Consider the following 23,212-nt stretch of genomic DNA (forward strand, 5'->3'; position numbering starts at 1 on the left):
CTTTTAGTATCATGAACAAAGTAGTATTAGTAATGGCAATTACTTTTGCCCAATTAAGCCTAGCACAAGCTCCAATAGTTACTGTAAAGAACGATACAGTAAATTTAACATCTAAAGATACAGTAAAAACGACTTCTCCATGGAAGCAAACCAATGTAGGAAGCTTGGATATTAACGAAGTTACTTTTGTAAATTGGAATGCAGGAGGAAGTAATTCTATTTCTGCTTTAACAGGTTTGGTTTCAAATTTAAAATACAAGTACAAGCATTTGAATTGGAATAATTTAATGCGGGTGCGTTATGGCGTTAATAAGCAGGAAAACCAAAGACTAAGAAAGACCGAAGACGAGTTTGAACTCAGTTCTACATTGGGTTACAGAAAAGATACCATAACGAATTGGTATTATTCTGCGCGATTTAATTTTAAAACACAGCTTACAAATGGTTATAAATATCCAGATCGAGAGAATGAAATTTCTAGATTAATGGCGCCAGGGTATTTGTTTATTGGAGGCGGTGCAGAATACGGTAAGAACCTAGAAAAATTATCGCTTTATATTTCACCACTTACTATTAAAGGCACATTTGTTCTGGATAAAACATTGTCTAATACGGGAGCATTTGGTGTTACGCCGGCCGTTTATGACGCAGAAGGTCATGTTTTGAAAGAAGGAGAACGGGTACGAACAGAAATGGGAATTTTGTTTACTAGTACTTTTGAAACAGAAGTGTTTGAAAATATTCAAATTAAAAATGTTTTTAGTTCATATACCGACTATCTTAAAGATTTTGGAAATATAGATATCGACTGGGAATTGGTTTTAAATTTAAAAGTAAACCATTATGTTCGCGCCACTTTGGGCTCTCATATAAAATATGATAATGACATAAAGGTGCAGGAGGAAACAGAAGTTAAGGATGTATTTGTAGAGCGTGGTGCAAAATTACAATGGAAACAGCTTTTAGGTGTTGGTGTCATTATAGAGTTTAGTTAGCTCCGGAATAGTACACAAATCCTGATACTTTTTAATTGACTTATTTATGTCAGTGACTGAAGTGGTATTATACATTTTAGGTTATAAATATTGATATAAGATTTAAGCAGTTTATTACTTGTTTGCGATTCAAGTGTAAACGAAATAAAATAGCAGTGTTCGTGAAAACGCTTAGGAACTATATTGATGGCGGATGTAATGTTTGGTATCTCTTATAATTTTCTTTGGCTCACTGTAACATTAATATAAAATAAAAAATAAACCGTATTATAAATACAGGTTTTATCTTAAAGGAAAACAAAAAAAAGCTATTTCTATTTTTATGTGTTTGTTTCTTAAAATGTGATAAATTGCTGAGTCAGTGTTCGTGAACATAGAAATAAAAAGTAAGTGCCAGTTTTTTGAGTATTCATTTTTATTTTATTACATTTAAATACATTAATAGCTAAACTAACGCCAGTGTTAAAAAAAGTGCTTATTATTCTTACAGTAATATTAGTACTTATTAATTTCTATATAATTAATTCTTTTGGTTATTTTGAGAGACGATGGATTCGATTAATTTCAATAGGATGTTATGTTTTCGTTTTTTTTATTTTTAAAGGTTATAAAGAAAAAAAAATAGGAATAATATTACTTCTTTTATCAACAGTTGATGTGTTAGGGCTGTTTTACGAATATGGCTTAATTGATATTATTGGTCCTGTTGTAAAATTAACTGCCTACCTCTTAATAATCAGTGAAGTGATAAAAAAAGTCAAAATTAAGAACATTAATAAGCCTGTTACTCTGTTTTTTATTATCGTAGTTCTACTCAATGTCTTACTTGTTTTTCAAACGGTATGGGCTACTTTTTTAAGGATGGAGGATTACGCCGAAAGTGTCGTGTATCTATTTTACGGTGCTGTAAATGTTGCGGCTTGCATTGTTGCCTTAAACTATAATTTTATTTACGGTACTAGGCACTCCATATATTATTTATATCTTGTTTTTTCTTTAATATTATCAGATGCTTCTTGGTTTATTGGCTATTATCTAAATTATACAAACGCCTTTTATTTTGATGTGTTATTTTACCTTTTAGCGTCTTGCTTTTTAATAATTTATGCATTAGACACAAACAAAAATGAGGAGGTTCTCTTAGAGGAATAGCACTTATATAAATCCTTTAATCAATAATAAAAAGCTACATGTTAGAATGCAGTCTATGAGGTAGAGCGCCATCAAGAGTTTGAAATTGGAAATACCAACCATTTTATAAAACCCTAATTTTTTACGAATGCCTCTGTCACTAATCATGAGTGAAAAGATAGCAATCAGAAAAAATTTTGTTAATAGTGCAGGGATAATTTCCGGACTAAATATTAGTAATATAATTGTCGTAATAAAAGACCATAAGGTAAGAGGTCTATAATAAAATAGTATGGCGCGAAATTGGTGTAACATCTATTTTTATAACGTTAAAACAACAGGAATATTTTTCAAAAATTGAAACAGGTTAGAAACTATTGCAAGTTCATAAATTATCGTATTTTTGTTTCACAATTTTTAAAATAGATGTTAGAGAAATTACAAATAGTAAAACAACGCTTTGATGAGGTTAGTGATTTAATCATTCAGCCTGATATAATTACAGATCAAAAGCGTTATGTTGAACTAAATAGGGAATATAAAGACTTGAGAACGCTTATGGATAAGCGGGAACTCTACTTAGAATTTACTAATAATTTAGCGGAAGCTGAAGAAATAATTGCAGACGGAAGCGATGCCGAGATGGTAGAAATGGCCAAAATGCAGTATGAAGAAGCTAAAGTGGGGATTCCTAAGTTAGAGGAAGAAATAAAACTGCTATTAATACCCAAAGATCCTCAGGATGCTAAAAATGCAGTAGTAGAATTACGTGCAGGAACAGGGGGGATGAAGCTAGTATCTTCGCAGGAGATTTATTTAGAATGTATACCAAATACTGTGAAGGTAGAGGTTGGAAAGTGGATACGGTGGATTATAGTGAAGGTACAAACGGCGGGTTTAAAGAAATTCAATTCGAAGTCTCAGGTGACGATGTTTACGGCACTTTAAAGTTTGAAGCCGGTGTGCACCGTGTACAACGAGTACCACAAACAGAAACACAAGGCCGTGTGCATACTAGTGCTGCAACCGTTATGGTTTTTCCGGAAGCAGAAGAATTTGACGTTGAAATTAACCCTAGAGATGTGAGAGTAGATTTCTTTTGTTCGTCAGGACCAGGTGGGCAATCGGTTAACACGACCTATTCGGCAGTGCGATTAACACACATTCCAACAGGTTTAGTAGCCCAGTGTCAAGATCAAAAATCGCAACATAAAAACAAAGAGAAAGCCTTTAAAGTATTACGTTCTCGCTTGTATGATATGGAGTTAGCTAAAAAGATGGAAGAAGATTCGGCGTTACGGGGTACCATGGTAACCAGTGGTGATCGAAGTGCAAAAATTAGAACCTATAACTATTCGCAAGGCCGTGTAACAGATCATAGAATTGGTTTAACATTATACGATCTATCAAACATTGTAAATGGAGACATTCAAAGAATCATAGATGAATTGATGTTGGCTGATAATACTGAAAAGTTAAAAGCTAACAGTGATATTATGTAGTTTATAAGCCTCTTCATGAGGCTTTTTTTTAATAAAATTTTTAATTTTGTCATTCCGTGCCTGACGCGGAATCCTAAACCAAAATCCTAAATACAAAACAGTTTCCTCATTTGGAGGATAAGGCGGTAAAAATGACAACACAGCAACTCATTACACAAATTCATAAAAAAAAATCCTTTCTATGTATAGGATTGGATGTCGATTTAAATAAAATACCCCATCATTTGTTGGAACTGGAAGATCCAATCTTCGAATTTAATAAAGCGATTATAGATGCCACACATCACCTTTGTGTCGCCTATAAGCCAAACACCGCTTTTTATGAAGCTTATGGTATTAAGGGCTGGCAATCACTAGAGAAAACGATACACTATTTAAATCAAAATCATCCGGAAATCTTCACAATTGCAGATGCGAAACGCGGAGACATAGGGAATACCAGTACGATGTATGCCAAAGCTTTTTTTGAGGACTTAGCATTCGATAGTGTTACGGTGGCACCTTATATGGGAAAAGATTCGGTGGAGCCTTTTTTAGCCTTTAAAGAGAAGCACACCATCTTGTTGGCGTTGACTTCGAATGCCGGTGCTTTCGATTTTCAAACCAAAGCTCTTGATGGAAAGGAACTCTATAAACTAGTATTAGAAACGTCAAAAAACTACAAAAATTCAGAAAATTTAATGTACGTCGTTGGTGCGACAAAAGCGGAGTACTTCGCAGATATTAGAAAAATAGTACCTAATAGTTTTCTATTGGTACCAGGAGTTGGCGCACAAGGAGGAAACTTGCAAGAGGTTTGTAAATATGGAATGAGCGACCATGTAGGATTACTAATTAATTCCTCAAGAGGAATTATTTACGCTTCGAATGAAACAAACTTTGCCGATGCTGCAGCACATAAAGCTAAAGAATTGCAACATCAAATGGAAGTGATTTTAAAGCGCTAATAGCCTTTATTAGTCTTAATAGTAGATAGGCTTCTTGTTAATAGTGTTTTAATGGATATAAAAGATCAAATAGGAAGACCAATAACTATCGAGAACACACCAAAACGAATCGTCTCACTGGTGCCGTCTCAAACCGAATTACTTTACGATTTAGGCCTTGAGGAGGCTATTGTAGGTATTACCAAATTTTGTGTACATCCGTTTCATTTCAAGAGTACCAAAACGGTTGTAGGGGGCACTAAAAACATCAATATAGATAAAATAAAAGCATTACAGCCAGATATTATTCTGTGTAATAAAGAGGAAAACACGAAAGCCATTGTGGAAGCCTGCGAACAAATTTGTGCCACCCATGTTTCAGATATTGTCACGATAAGAGATTGTATTGCGCTCATTAACCGGTATGGTGTGCTTTTTAATAAAAGAACTCATGCTAAAAAAATTAGTGATAAAATTGAATTTAATTTAAGTGATTTTCAAGCTTATATCAAAGAAAAGCCCCTATTAAAAGTGGCCTATTTTATCCGGAGAGAACCCTGGATGGCGGTAGGTAGCAATACCTTTATAAACCACTTATTGCAACTCAATAATTTTGAAAATATTTACGCGAATCTAGAGCGCTATCCCGAAGTAGAACTCCAAAAAATACAGCAAGAGGGGGATCCGGAACTTATTCTGTTATCAAGTGAACCTTATCCGTTTAAAGAAGAACATGCTTTTGAAATAGACAGGCATTCGCATCATGCAAAAACTGTCTTTGTCGATGGGGAGTATTTTTCTTGGTATGGCTCAAGATTAGTTAAAGCTTTCAATTATTTCAAAGCACTAAGAAATAGGTTGTGAGTGGTCTCTAGATAAAAACTTAATCTGATTTAATTTATGAAGTAATTTCATTGCTTTAAATTCAGAATGATCACTAAGGGCATGATCTGTTTGGCTTAAATTATAGGCCTGCTCAACCAATTGCTTGTAACGTTTGTTGAGTTTTTGTTGATGACTTGTTAAAAGATCTTTGCGACTCATGATGCTGATTTTAAGTCTTTTAAATGTACATTAAATATTGATAATTAGCAACTTATAATTATTTATTTTGCTATATTACTTTACTTTTTTTGGATATTAATAAAAAAAACCAGCCTTTATGAGTTTAAAGATTGGTTTTTTAAACGATAATAATAAATTAACTAACTCAAGTCGTGTGAGAAAACTACTTGTTTTCCAAAAGTACTGTATAGGTTAGTTTTTAATGTTATGGGAATATTACATTTATATTATCTAAAGGATGTCATTTAAATGTTCGTGTTATGAAACTCATTGTTTTTTGTTTTACGTTGTTCCTTTTTAATACCATAGTGGCTCAGGAACAATGCCCTTGCTGTACAGAGCAACATGCAGCATTCGACTTCGGATTGGAACTTGGGAGGTCAGGAACCCTGATGGCTCAATGGCTGGTAAAAATGTAATAGAAAAAATTCAGGATAAGTGTGGATTAAGAGAACGGTGGACGAGTGCCACAGGGAATTATACGGGGTCGAGTACTAATTTTTATAACCATAAAACAAAGCAGTGGGAGCAACTCCGGATAGATAACAAAGGTGAAAGTTTAAAACTAAAAGGTAGTAAGAAAGGAAATCAAATGATTTTACAAACCGATGAAGAAAACAATGCCAATGGAGAACCGTATATTCATCGTATCACCTGGACGCTTAATCCGGATGGTTCTGTACAGCAGCTTTGGGAAACGATAACCAACGGAAAAGACATCAGCATAGCCTTTGACGGATGGTATAAGAGGATTTAGTTATATAAGGCTATCAGTGCTCTTACCAAAAAAATCAAACAAATTTAGATTTTATATCTAATCCTGTAAAGCAAAGACTTTTCTTAGTAGTTCTGTAGTACGAGCGCTTACCCGTTCTCTAATTTGTAACTCTTCAACAGCAATCATGGTATAGACGCCTTTTAATGCTTCGGTAGTTACATAATCGGTTAAGTCAGGATTGACATTGCTTGTAAAAGGGATCGCATTATATTTATTAATGAGGTTCTCCCAAATTTGGTCTGCACCAACTTTGGCGAAACTCGTTTTAATGACAGGATTGAATTTGTTGTATAATGCGGTTTGCGTTCTGTTACTTAAATACTGTGTTGCCGCATCGTTACTTCCTAATAAAATGTTTTTAGCATCATAAAAGGTGATGCCTTTAACAGCATCAATAAAAATAGGAGTGGCTTCTCCAACAGCATCTTCTGCAGCACGATTTAAAACTTTTAATCCTTCGTCAGCTAGGTTTCCTAAACCAATGTCACGAAGGGCTTTGTCTACCTTTTGTAGTTCTTGAGGCAATAGAATTTTTACCAATTCATTTCTATAAAAACCATCTTCAAGCGTTAGTGTACTCACTTGCTTATCAATACCCAAATCTAAGGCCTGACGTAACCCATTGGCAATATCTAATTGAGAAACGCCACCAGCTTGTGGTAATTGGTTAACAACGTCCTGAAGTTCTGCGCAAGCGGTAAAGATGAAAACAGTAAATATTAATAAAATTTTTTTCATGATGATTTTGTTTTAAATTGGAAATATTGAAGTCTAAGATAACACTATTTTGGATGTGTTTTTTTTAAAATAAAAAACAATGGCGCTCGCTAGCTCTTTTATCTATAATTCCACAAAAAAAAGAAGCGCTTTTCAAAAACAGAGTCAATTGCTAGCCATTATTTTCGAACCTCAATATCAAGAAAAAATCACGGTTTTATTATTAAATACCATCACTTTTCTTGCGATGTGGAGTTTTATAGCATTGGAGAGAACAATTTTTTCAAGATCACGCCCTTTAGAAATTAGATCTTTTATAGCATGTGTATGTGACACCCTTGCGACATCTTGTTCAATTATTGGTCCAGCGTCAAGAGCTTCCGTGACGTAATGACTCGTGGCTCCAATGATTTTCACCCCACGTTTATAAGCCGAATGGTAAGGTTTTGCGCCCACAAATGCAGGTAGAAATGAATGGTGAATGTTAATCACTTTATTGGGAAATTTATGAATCACGTTGGTTGATACAATCTGCATATAACGAGCTAAAACGATAAAGTCAATGTTGTGTGTTTCGCAAAGCCTAAGTTGTTGGGCTTCAGCTTCACGGTTTGCTGTCTTTGGTTACAGGAATGTGATAGAATGGAATGTTAAAACGGGCTGCAATCGGTTTTAAATCATTGTGGTTACTTATAATAAAAGGGATCTCGGCATGGAGCTCACCGGAGTTATGCCGCCCAAGAATATCAAACAAACAATGGTCGTATTTTGAAACAAATAGCGCCATTTTTGGCTTGTAATCAATATCATAGATACGCCATTTCATTTTAAATTTTTCAGCCAATACACTATTGAAATCAGCTTTAAAGGCCTCCATGGTAAAGGAATGAAATTCACTTTCTAAACGCATAAAGAAAATATTCTCGGTCTCTATCCACATGCTGATCGATGTAAACAATGTTTCCATTTGTGTTGGCTATAAAATTGGTGACCGCAGCTATAATACCAGCTTGATCGGGACAATGTATTAATAAGGTGATGTTTTTCATCGAACAGTTTTTTTTCTTTGGCTTCGGCTTTTATGTGGCGTGCTTCATGTCCTTTTTTAAAATTAAAAAGGTAAATGGGGCTTATTAGCTTAAGACTAAGTTAAACTAAAAGCAGAACCTATTTTTATGCAATGAAAGTTTTATATAATTTGAGATAAATACTCATAATTTTTGAATATTCCGTAAATTGCAAGCTCAAAATAGATTACATTTTAAGAATGACACAAGCAACACCTTATAAGCCAAAACATAAAGTAAGAATTGTAACCGCAGCAGCTTTATTTGATGGGCATGATGCCTCAATAAATATCATGCGACGTATTATCCAATCTACAGGAGTGGAAGTCATCCATCCGGGGCACGATCGTAGTGTGGATGAGGTTGTAAATACTGCGATTCAAGAAGATGCAAATGCTATTTGTTTAACTTCCTATCAGGGCGGTCACAATGAGTACTTTAAGTATATGTATGATTTACTTAAGGAGCGTGGCGCGGAGCATATTAAAATCTTTGGCGGCGGCGGTGGCGTTATTTTGCCTTCAGAAATTAAGGCGTTAATGGATTATGGGATTTCACGAATATATTCACCGAGATGATGGTCGTGAAATGGGGTTACAAGGCATGATTAATGATTTAGTGGAACAATCAGATTTTGCTGTGGGCGATACCTTAAATGGCGAAATCGATCGTTTGCCAACTAAAAATCCAAAAGCCATCGCTCGAATTATTTCTTCAGCGGAAAACTTCCTGAAGTAGCTAAAGGCACGTTAGAAAAGATTCATATAAAAAATAAAAATTCTAAAACTCCAGTCTTAGGCATTACAGGAACAGGAGGTTCTCGGTAAGTCCTCTTTAGTTGATGAACTGGTGCGTCGTTTTTTAATAGATTTCCCTGAGAAAACGGTAGGTTTAGTCTCGGTCGATCCTTCAAAACGTAAAACTGGTGGGGCATTGTTAGGCGATCGTATTCGTATGAACGCCATTAATTCTCCAAGGGTATACATGCGTAGTTTAGCAACGCGACAATCTAATTTAGCCTTATCTAAATATGTAAATGAAGCCGTTGAAGTTTTAAAAGCGGCCGAGTATGATTTAATTATTTTGGAAACGTCTCGGTATTGGCCGAGTGATACTGAAATTATTGAGCATAGTGATGTCGCACTTTATGTCATGACTCCTGAATTTGGTGCAGCAACTCAATTGGAAAAAATAGACATGCTTGATTTTGCAGATTTAGTGGCTATTAATAAATTCGATAAACGTGGTTCTTTAGATGCGTTGCGCGATGTGAAAAAGCAATACATGCGTAATAATAATTTATGGGATGTACCACAAGAAAAATTACCTGTATATGGCACCATAGCCTCTCAATTTAACGATCCAGGAATGAATACGCTTTATAAGGCGATTATGGACAAATTAGTGGAGAAAACAGAGAGTGATTTAAAGTCAACGTTCGAAATTTCTAAGGAAATGAGCGAAAAAATCTTTGTAATTCCGCCAAGTAGAACACGCTATTTGTCTGAAATCGCTGAAAGTAATCGCGCCTATGATAAAACGGCAACCGCACAAGTGGAAGTCGCGCAAAAACTTTTCGGAATTTATAAAACAATAGAATCTGTTTTAGAAGTTAAACCGGAATTGGATAAAGCAGGGATTGCTTCAGAATCTATAACGACGAAAGGAGAGAACCAAGATTTTATTAAACTTTTAGTGGGTGAGTTTGACCGGGTAAAACTAAATTTAGATCCTTACAATTGGGAAGTGATTACCGGTTGGGATGAAAAAGTGAATAAATATAAAAACCCAATCTATTCGTTTAAAGTTAGAGATAAAGAAATAAAAATAGAAACCCATACAAAATCACTCTCTCAAACCGATATTCCAAAGGTGGCATTACCAAAGTATGAAGCTTGGGGAGATCTTTTAAAATGGTGTTTACAAGAGAATGTGCCAGGAGAATTTCCGTATACCTCAGGACTATACCCTTTTAAAAGAACCGGTGAAGATCCAGCACGTATGTTTGCAGGTGAAGGTGGACCGAGAACGTACTAACAGGCGTTTTCATTACGTGAGTGCTGGATTGCCAGCGAAACGCTTATCAACCGCGTTTGATAGTGTTACCCTTTACGGAAATGATCCGGATTATAGACCAGATATTTATGGTAAAATTGGAAATGCAGGGGTGTCGATTTGCTGTTTGGATGATGCTAAAAAACTGTATTCCGGATTTAATTTAGCACATGTGTTGACCTCGGTAAGTATGACTATTAATGGGCCTGCGCCAATGTTATTAGGCTTTTTTATGAATGCCGCTATAGATCAACAATGTGAGCTTTATATTAAAGAAAACGGACTAGAAAAAGAAGTAGAGGCTAAAATAGCAACGCTTTATAAAGGTCAAGAGCGTCCAAAATATAATGGAGATCTTCCGAGAAAGTAATGATGGTTTAGGCTTGATGTTATTGGGAGTGACTGGAGATCAAGTATTACCGGCAGCGGTTTATGCTGAAATTAAAAAGAATACCATAGCTCAGGTTCGTGGTACGGTACAAGCCGATATTTTAAAGGAAGATCAAGCACAAAATACTTGTATTTTTTCGACTGAATTTGCCTTACGTTTAATGGGTGATGTGCAAGAATATTTCATTGAAAATAATGTGCGTAATTTTTATTCGGTATCTATTTCGGGATACCATATCGCTGAAGCAGGAGCCAATCCCATAACGCAGTTAGCACTTACATTATCTAATGGATTTACCTATGTTGAGTATTACTTAAGCCGTGGTATGGACATTAATAAGTTTGGTCCAAATTTATCGTTCTTTTTCTCTAACGGTATTGATCCGGAATATGCAGTTATTGGTCGTGTTGCTCGAAAAATATGGGCAAAAGCCATGAAGCATAAATATGGTGCAAACGCGAGAGCCCAGATGTTAAAGTATCACATTCAAACCTCCGGACGAAGTTTGCATGCTCAGGAAATCGATTTTAATGACATCCGTACAACCTTACAAGCCTTGTATGCGATATACGACAATTGTAATTCGTTACATACTAATGCTTACGATGAAGCGATTACAACACCAACAGAAGAGTCTGTACGTCGCGCCATGGCCATTCAATTGATTATTAATAAAGAATTAGGATTGGCTAAAAATGAAAATCCAATTCAAGGGTCTTTTATTATTGAAGAGTTAACCGATTTAGTGGAAGCGGCAGTATTAACAGAATTTGATAGAATAACAGAAAGAGGTGGCGTTTTGGGTGCTATGGAAACCATGTACCAACGCTCTAAAATCCAAGAAGAAAGTTTGTATTACGAAACGTTAAAACATAACGGTGAGTTTCCTATTATAGGTGTGAATACCTTCTTAAGTTCAAAAGGATCGCCAACGGTAATCCCTAAGGAAGTGATTCGTGCTACTGAGGAAGAAAAGGAATTTCAAATTAAAACGCTTCAAAATTTACATCAGTTTCATGACACCGAGGCCTTGTTAAAAAACCTGCAGCAAAAGGCCATTAACAATGAAAATATCTTTGAAGCTTTAATGGAGGTTTGTAAAGTGTGTTCCTTGGGAGAAATTACAAACGCATTATTCGAAGTAGGAGGACAGTATAGGAGAAATATGTAAGCAGAGAACCACTTTTTGCTTTTCGCAAAACGTGTGTGAATCGCTTATGCTGAGCGCAGACGAAAGTATCTCAGAGAACCACTTTTTGCTTTTCGCAAAACGTGTGTGAATCGCTTATGCTGAGCGCAGACGAAGTATCTCAGAGAACCACTTTTTGCTTTTCGCAAAACGTGTGTGAATCGCTTATGCTGAGCGCAGACGAAAGTATCTCAGAGAACCACTTTTTGCTTTTCGCAAAACGTGTGTGAATCGCTTATGCTGAGCGCAGACGAAGTATCTCAGAGAACCACTTTTTGCTTTTCGCAAAACGTGTGTGAATCGCTTATGCTGAGCGCAGACGAAAGTATCTCAGAGAACCACTTTTTGCTTTTCGCAAAACGTGTGTGAATCGCTTATGCTGAGCGCAGACGAAAGTATCTCAGAGAACCACTTTTTGCTTTTCGCAAAACGTGTGTGAATCGCTTATGCTGAGCGCAGACGAAAGTATCTCAGAGAACCACTTTTTGCTTTTCGCAAAACGTGTGTGAATCGCTTATGCTGAGCGCAGACGAAAGTATCTCAGAGAACCACTTTTTGCTTTTCGCAAAACGTGTGTGAATCGCTTATGCTGAGCGCAGACGAAAGTATCTCAGAGAACCACTTTTTGCTTTTCGCAAAACGTGTGTGAATCGCTTATGCTGAGCGCAGACGAAAGTATCTCAGAGAACCACTTTTTGCTTTTCGCAAAACGTGTGTGAATCGCTTATGCTGAGCGCAGACGAAAGTATCTCAGAGAACCACTTTTTGCTTTTCGCAAAACGTGTGTGAATCGCTTATGCTGAGCGCAGACGAAAGTATCTCAGAGAACCACTTTTTGCTTTCCCAAAACGTGTGTGAATCGCTTATGCTGAATTGATTTTGGGATCTTATAATAGAGTTTATTATAGAAAATGTTTTAAAGTGTTTTGATTTACCTTATAATATCAAATGATGATATGCATAAAAAGCTGATCCTAAACGTGTCAGCTTTTTTGTTTTAAATGAAATAAAGTAGGCATTCCATTAATGTTTGAAAGTATTTGACTCAATGCTTTAAAATTATTTCCATCACTTATTAATGAGAAGATTTTAAAACAATCTACAACACCATCATGCAAATCTGCTATTGAAATTTAAAGATAAGTAAGTCCGCCATTGGTGGCCGTTTCAAAATGCCTAAAAATGAAATATCAAAGAATGCTACAAAATCACAACGGTTGTAATCGTTAAAATAGATGTGGCTTGCGAATTTTAGAATGCTTATTGGTTTGCTAAAACCTTTTCCGAAAAGGCAGCACTTACGAATTAGAAAAATTATTATACAGAATTACGAGTAATAACATAGTTTTAGAGCAGTAATTTGTGAAAAAAATTATAAAATTTAGAATGCTTCGTCAATAGTTTATTGTCTAAGGTGAAATGTTGCTTTTCGATTTATAATTGAAAATGAGGTCATTTGAATTTTATATATTTTATTGCATTATTTATGGTGTTTTAACATAAAAGCAAATTTATTTTTAAAAAAAAAGTCTATAATAAATATTATTATGTATCTTTAAATAAATTAAAACCCTTATCACAATGATTAATCCTACTTATTACCACCTCAACACTCCCTTTTTGTTATCCCTTTACTCAATAAAAACATGATATCATTTTATTTTTTGTTTGTTACAATTAATTAGTGCTATCTAATTCGTGAATAACAAGTAAAAAATTAAGATTTTATTTATTAAAATTTGAGAGTAAATCGAATAAGGATATTAGTTTAAAAAAAGAATAAACAATCTACAACATTCTTATTTTAAATAATATAAGAGCACAAATGAAATAAAAATGCTCTTATATCAAACCTTCATTCATTAAAATAAATTTACTGTTCCTAAATGTGTATTACTAATAATACTACACGAACCCCCGCTATTTAATTACAACTTTATTACTATTTAATTTATTAAATGGACAAGGCGACTTGTGTTATTTAATAGCGATTTAGTAGTGATGCATGATAATAATACAAACACAGATTTGTATAAAAAAATAGTAAAAAAACATAGAAACATAGACTTACTTAAAATATAATCCCTACTAAAATTAACAATCATGAAAAAAAACGTTTTATTAATTATCATTAGCTTACTTAGTTTAAATAGCTATAGTCAAACAGGTTCAGAAATATTAGAAGAAGCAAACTGGCTTGAAAATTGGACGAACTTTAAACCCGCAAAGGAAGAGTATAGAAAAGCTGATAAAATACTCCTTGGATTAATTACAGACAATACAACCTTGTCAAATAGACATACTTATTTATTAAAAGGGAGTGTTTATGTAACCAATAATGCTACTTTAACAATAGAGCCTGGAACAGTAATAAGAGGGGATTATGAGTCCTATGGAACATTGGTAATTACTAAAGGAGCAAAAATAATTTCTGAAGGAACACATTTAAACCCTATTGTCTTTACTTCCAATAAGGAACGTTCCCGGAGGAAACCAGGAGATTGGGGTGGCCTTATAGTTATGGGTGATGCTCCAATTAATACGTTTGGAGGTGTTAGTGGACTGGATTTCGGTATACAACCAAAATTTTCTATTTATGGTGGAGAAAATGCAGAGAGTTCATCCGGTATTCTAAAGTATATACGAATAGAATATAGTGGACGAAGTGCGAGTTCAGATAAAAAATTAAGTGGTATTCTGTTTGCAGGTGTTGGAAGTAAAACAATTATAGAAAATATTCAAGTAAGTTTTGCCAGTGATGATTCTTTTGAGTTTTATGGTGGTAATATAAAAGTGAATAACTTAGTGTCCTACAAAGCCTCAGATGATGATTTTGATTTCACTAAAGGAACTCAATCGATCATAAATAATAGTATCGCTATTAGAAGTCCATATGCCTCAGGAAACGACTCACCTAGAGCTATTGAGATTGATAGTTATGATGAACCTAAGAATTTTGATCCTTCAAGAAAAAAAACGAATGTAAAAGGGAATAATGTAACATTGGTTAATATACAAGATAATGATCAAGGTTTAGTTAAGGAGGCTATTTACCTAGAAAAAGACAGTTATTTAAATCTTATTAATAGCAATGTATATGGCTTTAAAGATTTTATAGTAGTTAATGATATTTTTATTTTAGAGGAGTTCGAAGAGTATGTAAAATTAAAGGACGTTAGAATAAGTCATTGTAAAAAGGATTTTAGTCTTAATTTTGAGGATCTAATATTGGACTTACCAGTAAAGAATTATAATTATTCAATGCATAATGTGAGAGTTACAGATGAAAAAATTGATGATTTTTTCATAAATCCAAAGATGAAATATACTCCGGATTTTAGACATATTAGTTTAATTAAGAATATGAATAATATAGTACTTAATTAAGAACAGCTACTATGAATAAAAAAGCATAACCAATTTTGGTTTTGCTTTTTTATTCTAGCGTATTTCTTTGAAATTTATATAAGCCATCAGAGAAAACCTTTTATTAAGCTTTTTTTTGAACGTCATTGGGTTGTTAGGGTCATGAGGCTTTAACTCAAACTAAAATACTATTTTATCAAAAAAATGAATTGGTATTTCTGCTTTACCTCAAGTAAATATGAAGAATACGCTCCAGGGTTTATTTGGGTATGTTAAGAGTATTTATGCGGATTTTATGTTGATTTTTTGAAAACAGACTTCAATTAAAGTGTTAAAACCCAATGGCGCTTAATTTTATTAAACTTATTGAGCTCTTTTCTCAAAATGGGAAAATAATCTCTTCCATTACTTCTAGACTTCTCTAAACGATTGCAATTGCGATGTAAAGCATTGGTTAAACGTTCTAAAGCAGCAATATGTTTTTGTTTCTTATGGTAGCAATGCTCAGACACGGCACTAAGAATTTCCGGAGCCGGAGACACCGATTGCTGTACAATATCTCCCGAAAAATAAATGTGTTCATCTTCAGAACCATCTCGGTTTTAAGCACGCGAGATCTTGATTTAAGTACGTACAAATACTTCGAGATAACACAAAAATTTCCATGGCCTTTCTGTAGATAGGCAATTCAGAAAAATGTGAAGACATATTTGTAGACATTTTATTTAGGTTTTACTCAAAAGTAGCGACAAGACACGAGTTTATACTTTAGATATTAAAGTAAAACCGTATATTTACTTTAAATTTTGATTTTTTTACACCTATTTTATTTATAATGATCATAGACACTCTTAACTGGAAGATTTTAAGCTGTTTACAAGATAATGCCGAGCTTCAAATGCCGAAATTGGGCGTAAAGTTGGTATCAGTTCACCTGCCGTTTCCGAACGAATAAAAAAAATGGAAGATTTAGGGGTTATAGAAAATTATCATACCACAATTTCATCCTTTGAAGCTGGTTATCAATTGAAAGCATTAATTACTTTAAGAGCTTTTATGGGTAAACTCAAACCGTTTTTAGAAAAAGTAAAAACCTATGACGAAGTGGTTAATTGTTATCGCATTACTGGAAACGAAAATATAGTTATGGAAGTGGTTTTGAGAAATCAAAAACATTTAGAAAACTTTATAGATCAATTAATAGTTTATGGAGAAACAAAAACACAAATAGTATTATCTCATGTTGTTAAAAATAAGGCAATAAAAAAGCCTTGACTACCTCTCGTGTTTTTGTAATCTTGTTAATATTTCTCTCGCTTGCCAAACACTAGCTTTAAATATTGTAAAAAAGACGTTTAATTTAAAGAAAGACTCATCGTGAATCAATGTCGTTATACGCTATTTTTGGAAGATTAAATAATTTCTCATCAACATATGCAGATGTCAAATGCATTCAGGGTCAATTGTCTGCGTTCCACAAGTATCAGTAATAATTTATTTTCAGTTTCACTACAAAAGGCAGTGTGCTCAATTTTTAAATAACAGGCTTCCCTTATCCAAGAGGCTGTTGAAATCATTAGCTCATTTGTGATAGCTGTTTCCAAAGGGGGTATTCTAAAAACAAGAGTTTATGCTTTTTCTTTTCATTGGTCTTTGTCGTTTTTTTTTTCAAAAAAGAATTGATTGGTTTGTTTTTCTTTTTTTATTTCTTCAGGAGAATAAGATTATAAAACAAGGAGTACTTAACAATAGCAGACAATTGTTTTGTAAATTTATTGAATCAAAAATAACTAACCACTTTCATGAAAAACCTTTTCAAGTGCTCCTTCATTTTAATCTTACTTTTAACCTCTTGTACAAAAGACAAGAAAGCCGAAACTACAGAAATACAAGTAATAGACTCTTATGTTCACGAACATTACAGCAAACAGGAGGTAACAATACCTATGCGTGATGGTGTCAAACTGCATACTACGATTTACTCACCACGTGATACCACTGAAACGTATCCCATGATTATGATGCGTACGCCATATGGGAGTTTGCCTTACGGTGATAGTGAATTTAAAGATAAAATTGGACCCAATACCCACTTAATGAAAGAAGGTAATATTATCGTTTATCAAGATGTGCGCGGGCGTTGGATGAGTGAAGGAGTGTACGATAATATGCGCGCTTACATTCCAAATAAAAAGGACAAAAAGGATATTGACGAATCGTCTGATACCTTCGATACCATAGAATGGTTGGTAAACAATGTTAAAAATAATAACGGACGGGTAGGGACTTGGGGGATTAGTTATCCCGGGTTTTACGCGACGTATTCAACAATAGACGCACATCCTGCGTTAAAGGCCGCATCCCCTCAAGCGTGTATTGGTGATTTCTTTTTTGATGATTTTCATCATAACGGGGCTTTCTTATTAAGCTATTTTAGAGCCATATCTTTATTTGGAACGGAGAAAAATAAGCCTACCGATTCTTCCTGGTATAAAACGCCGGAGTTAGGAACCCAAGATCAATACCAATTCTTTTTAGATGCTGGACCCTTAAGTAATTTAAATAGCTATTTTCAATATGAAAAACCGAGACGATGTTTCTGCTTCAAAATCTGATAAAATAGATGATGTATTCTGGAAAGAAATTATAGACCATCCAAACTACGATAGTGTTTGGAAACCAAAAGGGTTAATTCAGAATTTAAAACATATAAAATCCTCGGTAGCCACTATGATTGTTGGTGGTTTTTATGATGCGGAAGATTTATATGGGCCTTTAGAAACTTATAAAACCATTGAAAAAAACAATCCAGATAATTACAACACCCTTGTTTTTGGCCCTTGGGGTCATGGACGTTGGGCGAAGACCGATGTGAAGAATTATGTAGGAAATTACTTTTTTGGTGATTCGATATCATTAAAATTTCAAAGGGATGTTGAGACTAAATTCTTTAATCATTTCTTAAAAGGTGATGGGAGTAAAAACTCAGGATTACCGAAGCTTACGTTTTCGATTCGGGAAAAAAAACGTGGGGTAGTTTTGAGACCTGGCCACCAAAAGCGATTTCGAATCAAAAAAGGTATCTCAATACTAACCAAGAATTAGCCTTATCGAAAAGGGGTAATACCAAAGAGGTTTTTGTTAGTGACTTAAAACGACCAGTCCCTTATTCTGAAGATATAAAGACAGTGTTTACGCCCGGAAAATATATGACAGACGATCAGCGTTTTGCTGCAAGACGCCCGGATGTTCACGGTTTTGAAACCCAGGTGCTAGATACCGATTTAACATTAGCTGGAGATATTATCGCCCATCTAAAGGTGGCCACGACAGGTACCGATGCCGATTGGGTTGTGAAAATTATTGATGTGCATCCAGCAAGTATTGAGGAGCAAGAGGCAGGGATGCAGGATCATTTGAAACTGAGTAATTATCATATGATGGTGCGCAGTGAGGTCATGCGAGGGCGTTTTAGAAATAGTTTCGAAACACCAGAGCCGTTTGTGCCTAACAAGAAAACAGAGGTCACCATTAAGTTACAAGATGTGTTTCATACCATTAAAGCAGGACATAAATTACAAGTGCAAATTCAAAGCACGTGGTTTCCACTTATTGATTTAAATCCCCAAACCTTTGTGCCTAACATTTATAAAGCAAAAGCTGAAGATTTTAAGAATCAGACACACACAGTGTTTAACGATTCTAATGTTGAATTTACTATTTTAGATTAGCAGGGATAACGGCATCTAAAATTAAAAGACGGTCAACAGGTGCAGAAATAAACGAATGGATTAACAAGGATAATTATTGAGATTTCTTGAAAAAGTTTAAATGCTATTCTCAATAGCTACTGCAATTTTTTTTGCGTGTATTCTCGAGTTTTCAATAAACCATTTGTGGGTTTCTTTACCACCACAGATAACTCCCGCAAGGTACAAGCCTTTGATATTCGATTCCATGGTTACAGGATTGTAGGAGGGGATTTTTTTGTCATCATTAGAGAGGGTAATGCCACATTGTTCTAGAAAATCGAAATCAGGAAGATATCCTGTAAGTGCGATTACGTAATCATTGGAAAGAGTGATTTTTTTATTTTTGGTTTTAATCATGACACTATCGGGATTTATTTCGCTAATTTCAGAATTGAAATACGCGGTGATGCTGCCTTCTTCAATACGGTTAATGATATCTCGGGCGAACCCAATATTTAACCCGATCACCAATTTGTTTTCCTCTAATAATCATGGTTACTTTTCCACCTTTACGCCGATTTCTAAAGCGGCGTCTACTGCCGAATTGCTAGCCCCCACAATAATGACCTCTTGTAAGGCATAGTTATGCGCTTCTTTATAGTAATGCGTCACTTTTGGTAGTTGTTCACCAGGGACATTTAAAACATTTGGGATGTCGTAGAAACCCGTAGCAATAATAACATGTTTACTGTTATAGTCTGCTTTATTCGTTTTTACATGAAAGTGATTATCCACCTTATCTATGGATTCTACAGTTTCATATAGAGCAATATTTAGAGTATTAGACGTTACCACACGCCTATAATATTCTAAAGCTTCATCTCGGGTGGGTTTTGGTTTATTGCTAATAAATGGAATAGCATCAATTTCTAATTTTTCAGAAGTAGAAAAGAAGGTCATGTTTCTAGGGTAATTGAAAAGAGAGTTGGTAAGTGCTCCTTTGTCTAAAACCAAATAATCCCATTGCCTTTTCTTGAACTCTAAAGCACAAGCAATGCCAATAGGTCCTGCACCAATTATGATGATATCTTTATTTTGTGTCAAAGTCTCTTTTTTAAGGTTAAGATACTTATTTTAATTAGTATCTAATTGTTGGATTAAGAAGAAAATAGAAGGCATTTTATCTTGAGCTTAATTATTGTCTTAGGATAAATACTAAACCAAAAATGCTTTTTAGGCTTTTTTTTTGTCTGACATTTCTTTTTTATCCCTTAGAAAAGGTTCTCGTATTGCCCTCTGTATTCTGTATTTTACTGTGTAATCTTGACCAGTCTACATTTCTAGTTGTTTCTTAAGGATGCTATAGTCCTTCATCTCAACGGCATTTGCACTGTGTTTTTCTTCAGATATAACTTTAACAGGTAGAGTAAAAAAACACATAATCCAGCGAGAACAGTCATAATAGTCCAAGTATTATCAAAGCCTAATGTTTCTGCTAATTGCAAACCAATATTATGACCAAAAATACTACCTACAGAAAAGGCCATGGCATACATGGCCATAAATTCCCCTTGTTTGCCTCGTTTCGCTCTATCTAATGCAAAACCATTAGCAAAAGGAAAAGCAATCATTTCCCCCACGGTCATTAATAGCATGCCAATGATAAGAATGCCGGACCAACTGGTGAGGTTGAGTACCAATAAACTCAACCCCGTTAAAAAGGCCCCAAATAAAATGAGTCCAATTTTAGTATTATTGGTTTTTTCCAACCATTTAATTAAAGGCATTTCAAACAGAAAAATAAACAATCCGTTTGCACCTAAAATCAGCCCTACTTGTAGTTCACTCAAGTCATGAGCCTCTCTATAATAAATAGGCATCACAGAGAAGTATTGAAAAAACACGATAGAGAAGAGAACCATAGCGACAAAGAAAATTAAAAAAGGTTTGTCTTTGTAAGCCGATTCGGGATGAATGGCAATCACATCATCTTGTATTTTTGCAGTTTTTGGATTTAATACATAAAATAAAACAAGCGTAGCTAAGATACATGTAATGCCATCTACCCAAAATAACCCCGCGTAATTTAAATGGGTAATAATTAAGCCCCCAATAGCTGGTCCAGCCGAAAAACCAAGGTTTATAGCTAAACGAATAAGTGTCACGCTGCGTGTTTTATTTTCAGGCTTACTATAAGCACTCATGGCAACAAAGGAGGCAGGCCGAAACATATCAGCAACACACATGGTTAAAAAGATACCAATACAAAGCGATTTAAAAGTTGTTAAATATTGTAATCCAATAAATAAAAAGCCAGTCGCAAGTAAACTAAATACCATGATTTTATAGTAGCCAATGCTATCTGTTAGTTTTCCACCGAGCCAGGTGCCTACTAAAGAGCCAACACCAAAACAGGTCATTATCCAGCCCACATTTGACATGGAAATATCTAAATCCTCTGTTAGATAAATAGATAAAAAAGGGATAACCATTGTGCCCGCACGATTAATTAACGTAATTAATGCTAGCCACCATATTTCTTTTGATAGTCCATTAAAGGCATCTATATAGTTGTTAAATAATTTTTTCATAAGGTTTCCACAAAAGGGTGTATTGGTTTGGTTGGTTATATAAATGTAAAAAGTCCAACGGTGAAGTTGGACTTTTTAATATTGTATTCGTTGATATTTAAATCATCATAAAATATAAGAAGTCCATCTTGTAACTCTACAAGTGGTTTTTTGCTTATAATTTCTAATGACTGAATTCATGTTTTTCCTTTTGATGCTTCAAAGCTAAACAAAAAAAGTTTTATGTCGTATTTTTGAAAGAGGATATTTTTTTTAAATAAAAACGGGACCGCTTTAAAAGTGCCATAGCCACCAATTATGTTAGATCAAAAACCAAAGACAATTAAAGATTTGAAATCTCCAAAAGGGACATTTTTACTGGGGCACTTACCACAGTTTAATGTCAGTAATAAACATCAAGTACTGGAGCGATGGGTTGAAGAGTCTCGGTGATTTATTTAAAATACATTTCTTAGGAAAGGCCTTTGTTGTCTCTGCGAACCCGGAGATTAATAATAAAATATTGAGACAAAGACCGAACATTTTATTCGCTTTTCTAAAATTGATGAAGTACTAAGAGAAATAGGAATCGACGGCGTTTTTAATGCAGAGGGAGACCGGTGGAAACGGCACCGAAAACCAATAGCAGATGCTTTGAACGTGAAAAACGTAAAAGCATTTTATCCTATCCTTTTTGATAAAACAAAAAGCATCCTCTCGAAATTTAAAACCCATGCCAGTACGGGAACGGAAGTTGATGTTCAAAAGGAATTTATAGCATTTACGATTGATATCACCACAGAAATTGCTTTCGGTCTTAAATTAGACACCATTAATAATCAGTCTAATGGGTTTCAAGAACATCTTGAAGTTATTTTTCCTATTATTAATGCCCGATTGACAGCGCCAATACCAATATGGCGTTTTTTTAAAAGTAAACAGGATAGATTACTAGACCGCTCTTTAAAAGCCATAGAAAAAATCATTTATGACGGTATCGCTACTGCAAAAAGTAAAATGCCCGCCACTTCCGATTTAAATCGTCCTCCGAACACTTTTTAGAAGCGTTATTGGGCGAAAATAAAGCAGGAACTTTTAATGATGAAGAAATTTATGGAAACATTTTCACCCTCTTGTTGGCTGGAGAAGATACGACATCAAATTCATTGTCATGGGCGGTATATTATTTGGTACAACACCCGAAGTTGTTAAAAAAGTAAGAACAGAAGCTTATAACGTATATCCTCAAGAAGAAGTGCCTCTTCATTATGAGCAGCTGGAGTTTTTAAAATATGCCGATGCAGTGGCTCAGGAAGCGATGCGACTAAAACCAACAACGCCACAAATGTACATGGAGTCGAAAACGGATGTCGTTATTAATAATCTTTCACTTCCTAAAGGCACAAATATTATTCTTCAAAATAAAGTACCTCAAACTCAAGAACACTATTTCTCGAATGCCAATACCTTTTCTCCTGAAAGATGGCTGGTAAATGCGTGTCCCATGCATGAAAACCACTCACCTAATGTGATGCGCGTCTTTGGTGGTGGTCCGCGTTTTTGTCCGGGTATGTTTTTGGCAAAAAGTGAAATGGTGGTCCTCATCTCTGTTTTATGTAAGCATTTCGATTTTAGCTTACAATCGGATGTAACGGATATTAAAGAACGTTTTGATTTCACCATGTATCCGAGAAAATTTGAAAGTAATTTTTAAACGGGTCGAAGACGATTAAACTGGTATTAGTTGTATTTTTGAAGCAAATAAAAA

15 protein-coding genes and 6 pseudogenes are annotated in these 23,212 nt (G+C 34.7%); 15 read left to right on the forward strand and 6 right to left on the reverse strand.

The window, feature by feature from the left end; translation table 11 throughout:
• Nucleotides 1-32 precede the first annotated feature (32 nt).
• The 5 genes and pseudogenes from N7U66_RS18325 (at nt 33) to N7U66_RS18345 (ending at nt 5,418) form a co-directional block, all read left to right on the forward strand.
• Nucleotides 33-995, forward strand: a complete 963-nt coding sequence (locus N7U66_RS18325) for a DUF3078 domain-containing protein (RefSeq protein WP_267676414.1) — start codon at nt 33-35, stop codon at nt 993-995.
• Nucleotides 996-1,466: 471 nt separating this feature from the next.
• On the forward strand, nt 1,467-2,147 hold the full coding sequence (locus tag N7U66_RS18330) for a hypothetical protein (protein ID WP_267676415.1): 681 nt from the start codon (nt 1,467-1,469) through the stop codon (nt 2,145-2,147).
• 405 nt (nt 2,148-2,552) lie between these two features.
• Nucleotides 2,553-3,628, forward strand: a pseudogene (prfA, locus tag N7U66_RS18335) (peptide chain release factor 1).
• 131 nt (nt 3,629-3,759) lie between these two features.
• On the forward strand, nt 3,760-4,575 hold the full coding sequence (pyrF, locus tag N7U66_RS18340; protein WP_267676416.1) for an orotidine-5'-phosphate decarboxylase: 816 nt from the start codon (nt 3,760-3,762) through the stop codon (nt 4,573-4,575).
• 51 nt (nt 4,576-4,626) lie between these two features.
• The gene (locus tag N7U66_RS18345; RefSeq protein WP_267676417.1) at nt 4,627-5,418 is read left to right on the forward strand and encodes an ABC transporter substrate-binding protein; all 792 of its coding nucleotides are present in this window, start codon (nt 4,627-4,629) and stop codon (nt 5,416-5,418) included.
• On the opposite strand, the gene N7U66_RS18350 is transcribed toward N7U66_RS18345, so the two are convergent.
• A complete protein-coding gene (locus N7U66_RS18350) occupies nt 5,401-5,598 on the reverse strand; it encodes a Lacal_2735 family protein (RefSeq protein ID WP_267676418.1) in 198 nt (65 codons plus the stop codon). The two genes, N7U66_RS18345 and N7U66_RS18350, sit on opposite strands and share 18 nt — an antisense overlap.
• 421 nt (nt 5,599-6,019) lie before the next feature.
• On the opposite strand from N7U66_RS18350, the gene N7U66_RS18355 reads away from it, so the two are divergent.
• Nucleotides 6,020-6,376 carry a hypothetical protein gene (locus N7U66_RS18355; RefSeq protein ID WP_267676419.1) on the forward strand — a complete coding sequence of 119 codons (357 nt, stop codon included), beginning with the start codon at nt 6,020-6,022 and terminating at the stop codon, nt 6,374-6,376.
• 57 nt (nt 6,377-6,433) lie between these two features.
• Here N7U66_RS18355 and N7U66_RS18360 read toward each other — a convergent pair whose 3' ends face one another.
• Together N7U66_RS18360 and purU are read right to left on the reverse strand one after the other, a co-directional pair.
• Nucleotides 6,434-7,135, reverse strand: a complete 702-nt coding sequence (locus N7U66_RS18360) for a DUF4197 domain-containing protein (protein WP_267676420.1) — start codon at nt 7,133-7,135, stop codon at nt 6,434-6,436.
• Nucleotides 7,136-7,312: 177 nt separating this feature from the next.
• Nucleotides 7,313-8,163: pseudogene (purU, locus tag N7U66_RS18365) on the reverse strand (formyltetrahydrofolate deformylase).
• Between the two features lie 218 nt (nt 8,164-8,381).
• On the opposite strand from purU, the pseudogene N7U66_RS18370 reads away from it, so the two are divergent.
• Together N7U66_RS18370 and N7U66_RS18375 are read left to right on the forward strand one after the other, a co-directional pair.
• A pseudogene (locus N7U66_RS18370) lies at nt 8,382-11,798 on the forward strand (methylmalonyl-CoA mutase family protein).
• Between the two features lie 2,121 nt (nt 11,799-13,919).
• Complete coding sequence (locus N7U66_RS18375) at nt 13,920-15,203, forward strand: hypothetical protein (protein ID WP_267676421.1); 1,284 nt, start codon at nt 13,920-13,922, stop codon at nt 15,201-15,203.
• A 302-nt stretch (nt 15,204-15,505) separates the two neighbouring features.
• Here the strand turns inward: N7U66_RS18375 and N7U66_RS22270 are convergent, their stop codons facing one another.
• Nucleotides 15,506-15,724: a hypothetical protein gene (locus N7U66_RS22270; protein WP_313791304.1), complete on the reverse strand. Its 219-nt coding sequence runs from the start codon at nt 15,722-15,724 to the stop codon at nt 15,506-15,508.
• A 293-nt stretch (nt 15,725-16,017) separates the two neighbouring features.
• Between N7U66_RS22270 and N7U66_RS18385 the strand changes: the two are divergent.
• From N7U66_RS18385 to N7U66_RS22705, 4 genes and pseudogenes are all read left to right on the forward strand, one after another.
• Nucleotides 16,018-16,457, forward strand: a pseudogene (locus tag N7U66_RS18385) (Lrp/AsnC family transcriptional regulator).
• A gap of 527 nt (nt 16,458-16,984) precedes the next feature.
• Nucleotides 16,985-17,797: a CocE/NonD family hydrolase gene (locus N7U66_RS22695; protein WP_390886595.1), complete on the forward strand. Its 813-nt coding sequence runs from the start codon at nt 16,985-16,987 to the stop codon at nt 17,795-17,797.
• Nucleotides 17,760-18,287 carry a CocE/NonD family hydrolase gene (locus N7U66_RS22700; protein ID WP_390886596.1) on the forward strand — a complete coding sequence of 176 codons (528 nt, stop codon included), beginning with the start codon at nt 17,760-17,762 and terminating at the stop codon, nt 18,285-18,287. The genes N7U66_RS22695 and N7U66_RS22700 overlap by 38 nt, the downstream gene beginning before the upstream one ends.
• A complete protein-coding gene (locus N7U66_RS22705) occupies nt 18,245-18,913 on the forward strand; it encodes a CocE/NonD family hydrolase (RefSeq protein WP_390886661.1) in 669 nt (222 codons plus the stop codon). The genes N7U66_RS22700 and N7U66_RS22705 overlap by 43 nt, the downstream gene beginning before the upstream one ends.
• Before the next feature lie 96 nt (nt 18,914-19,009).
• Here N7U66_RS22705 and N7U66_RS18395 read toward each other — a convergent pair.
• Both N7U66_RS18395 and N7U66_RS18400 read right to left on the reverse strand, forming a co-directional pair.
• Nucleotides 19,010-19,978: pseudogene (locus N7U66_RS18395) on the reverse strand (YpdA family putative bacillithiol disulfide reductase).
• A gap of 266 nt (nt 19,979-20,244) precedes the next feature.
• Entirely contained in the window at nt 20,245-21,465 is a 1,221-nt protein-coding gene (locus tag N7U66_RS18400; protein WP_267676422.1) for an MDR family MFS transporter, read from the reverse strand.
• Between the two features lie 297 nt (nt 21,466-21,762).
• Here N7U66_RS18400 and N7U66_RS18405 point away from each other — a divergent pair, with 297 nt between their 5' ends.
• The 3 genes and pseudogenes from N7U66_RS18405 to N7U66_RS18420 all read left to right on the forward strand — a co-directional run bounded on the left by N7U66_RS18405 (nt 21,763) and on the right by N7U66_RS18420 (nt 23,158).
• Nucleotides 21,763-21,897, forward strand: a complete 135-nt coding sequence (locus N7U66_RS18405; protein WP_267676423.1) for a hypothetical protein — start codon at nt 21,763-21,765, stop codon at nt 21,895-21,897.
• A 135-nt stretch (nt 21,898-22,032) separates the two neighbouring features.
• Complete coding sequence (locus N7U66_RS18410) at nt 22,033-22,506, forward strand: cytochrome P450 (protein WP_267678556.1); 474 nt, start codon at nt 22,033-22,035, stop codon at nt 22,504-22,506.
• A gap of 8 nt (nt 22,507-22,514) precedes the next feature.
• Nucleotides 22,515-23,158, forward strand: a pseudogene (locus N7U66_RS18420) (cytochrome P450).
• Nucleotides 23,159-23,212 lie beyond the last annotated feature (54 nt).

The sequence above is a fragment of the Lacinutrix neustonica genome (assembly GCF_026625145.1).
Taxonomy (GTDB): Bacteria; Bacteroidota; Bacteroidia; order Flavobacteriales; family Flavobacteriaceae; genus Lacinutrix; species Lacinutrix neustonica.

Excerpts from the sequence above, each read along its gene's own strand:
- N7U66_RS18325 (WP_267676414.1), top strand. The coding sequence starts at position 33 with ATGGCAATTACTTTTGCCCAATTAAGCCTAGCACAAGCTCCAATAGTT.
- pyrF (WP_267676416.1), top strand. The coding sequence starts at position 3,760 with ATGACAACACAGCAACTCATTACACAAATTCATAAAAAAAAATCCTTT.
- N7U66_RS18345 (WP_267676417.1), top strand. The coding sequence starts at position 4,627 with ATGGATATAAAAGATCAAATAGGAAGACCAATAACTATCGAGAACACA.
- N7U66_RS18350 (WP_267676418.1), bottom strand. The coding sequence starts at position 5,598 with ATGAGTCGCAAAGATCTTTTAACAAGTCATCAACAAAAACTCAACAAA.
- N7U66_RS18355 (WP_267676419.1), top strand. The coding sequence starts at position 6,020 with ATGGCTGGTAAAAATGTAATAGAAAAAATTCAGGATAAGTGTGGATTA.
- N7U66_RS18360 (WP_267676420.1), bottom strand. The coding sequence starts at position 7,135 with ATGAAAAAAATTTTATTAATATTTACTGTTTTCATCTTTACCGCTTGC.
- N7U66_RS18375 (WP_267676421.1), top strand. The coding sequence starts at position 13,920 with ATGAAAAAAAACGTTTTATTAATTATCATTAGCTTACTTAGTTTAAAT.
- N7U66_RS22695 (WP_390886595.1), top strand. The coding sequence starts at position 16,985 with ATGAAAAACCTTTTCAAGTGCTCCTTCATTTTAATCTTACTTTTAACC.
- N7U66_RS22700 (WP_390886596.1), top strand. The coding sequence starts at position 17,760 with ATGAAAAACCGAGACGATGTTTCTGCTTCAAAATCTGATAAAATAGAT.
- N7U66_RS18400 (WP_267676422.1), bottom strand. The coding sequence starts at position 21,465 with ATGAAAAAATTATTTAACAACTATATAGATGCCTTTAATGGACTATCA.
- N7U66_RS18405 (WP_267676423.1), top strand. The coding sequence starts at position 21,763 with ATGTTAGATCAAAAACCAAAGACAATTAAAGATTTGAAATCTCCAAAA.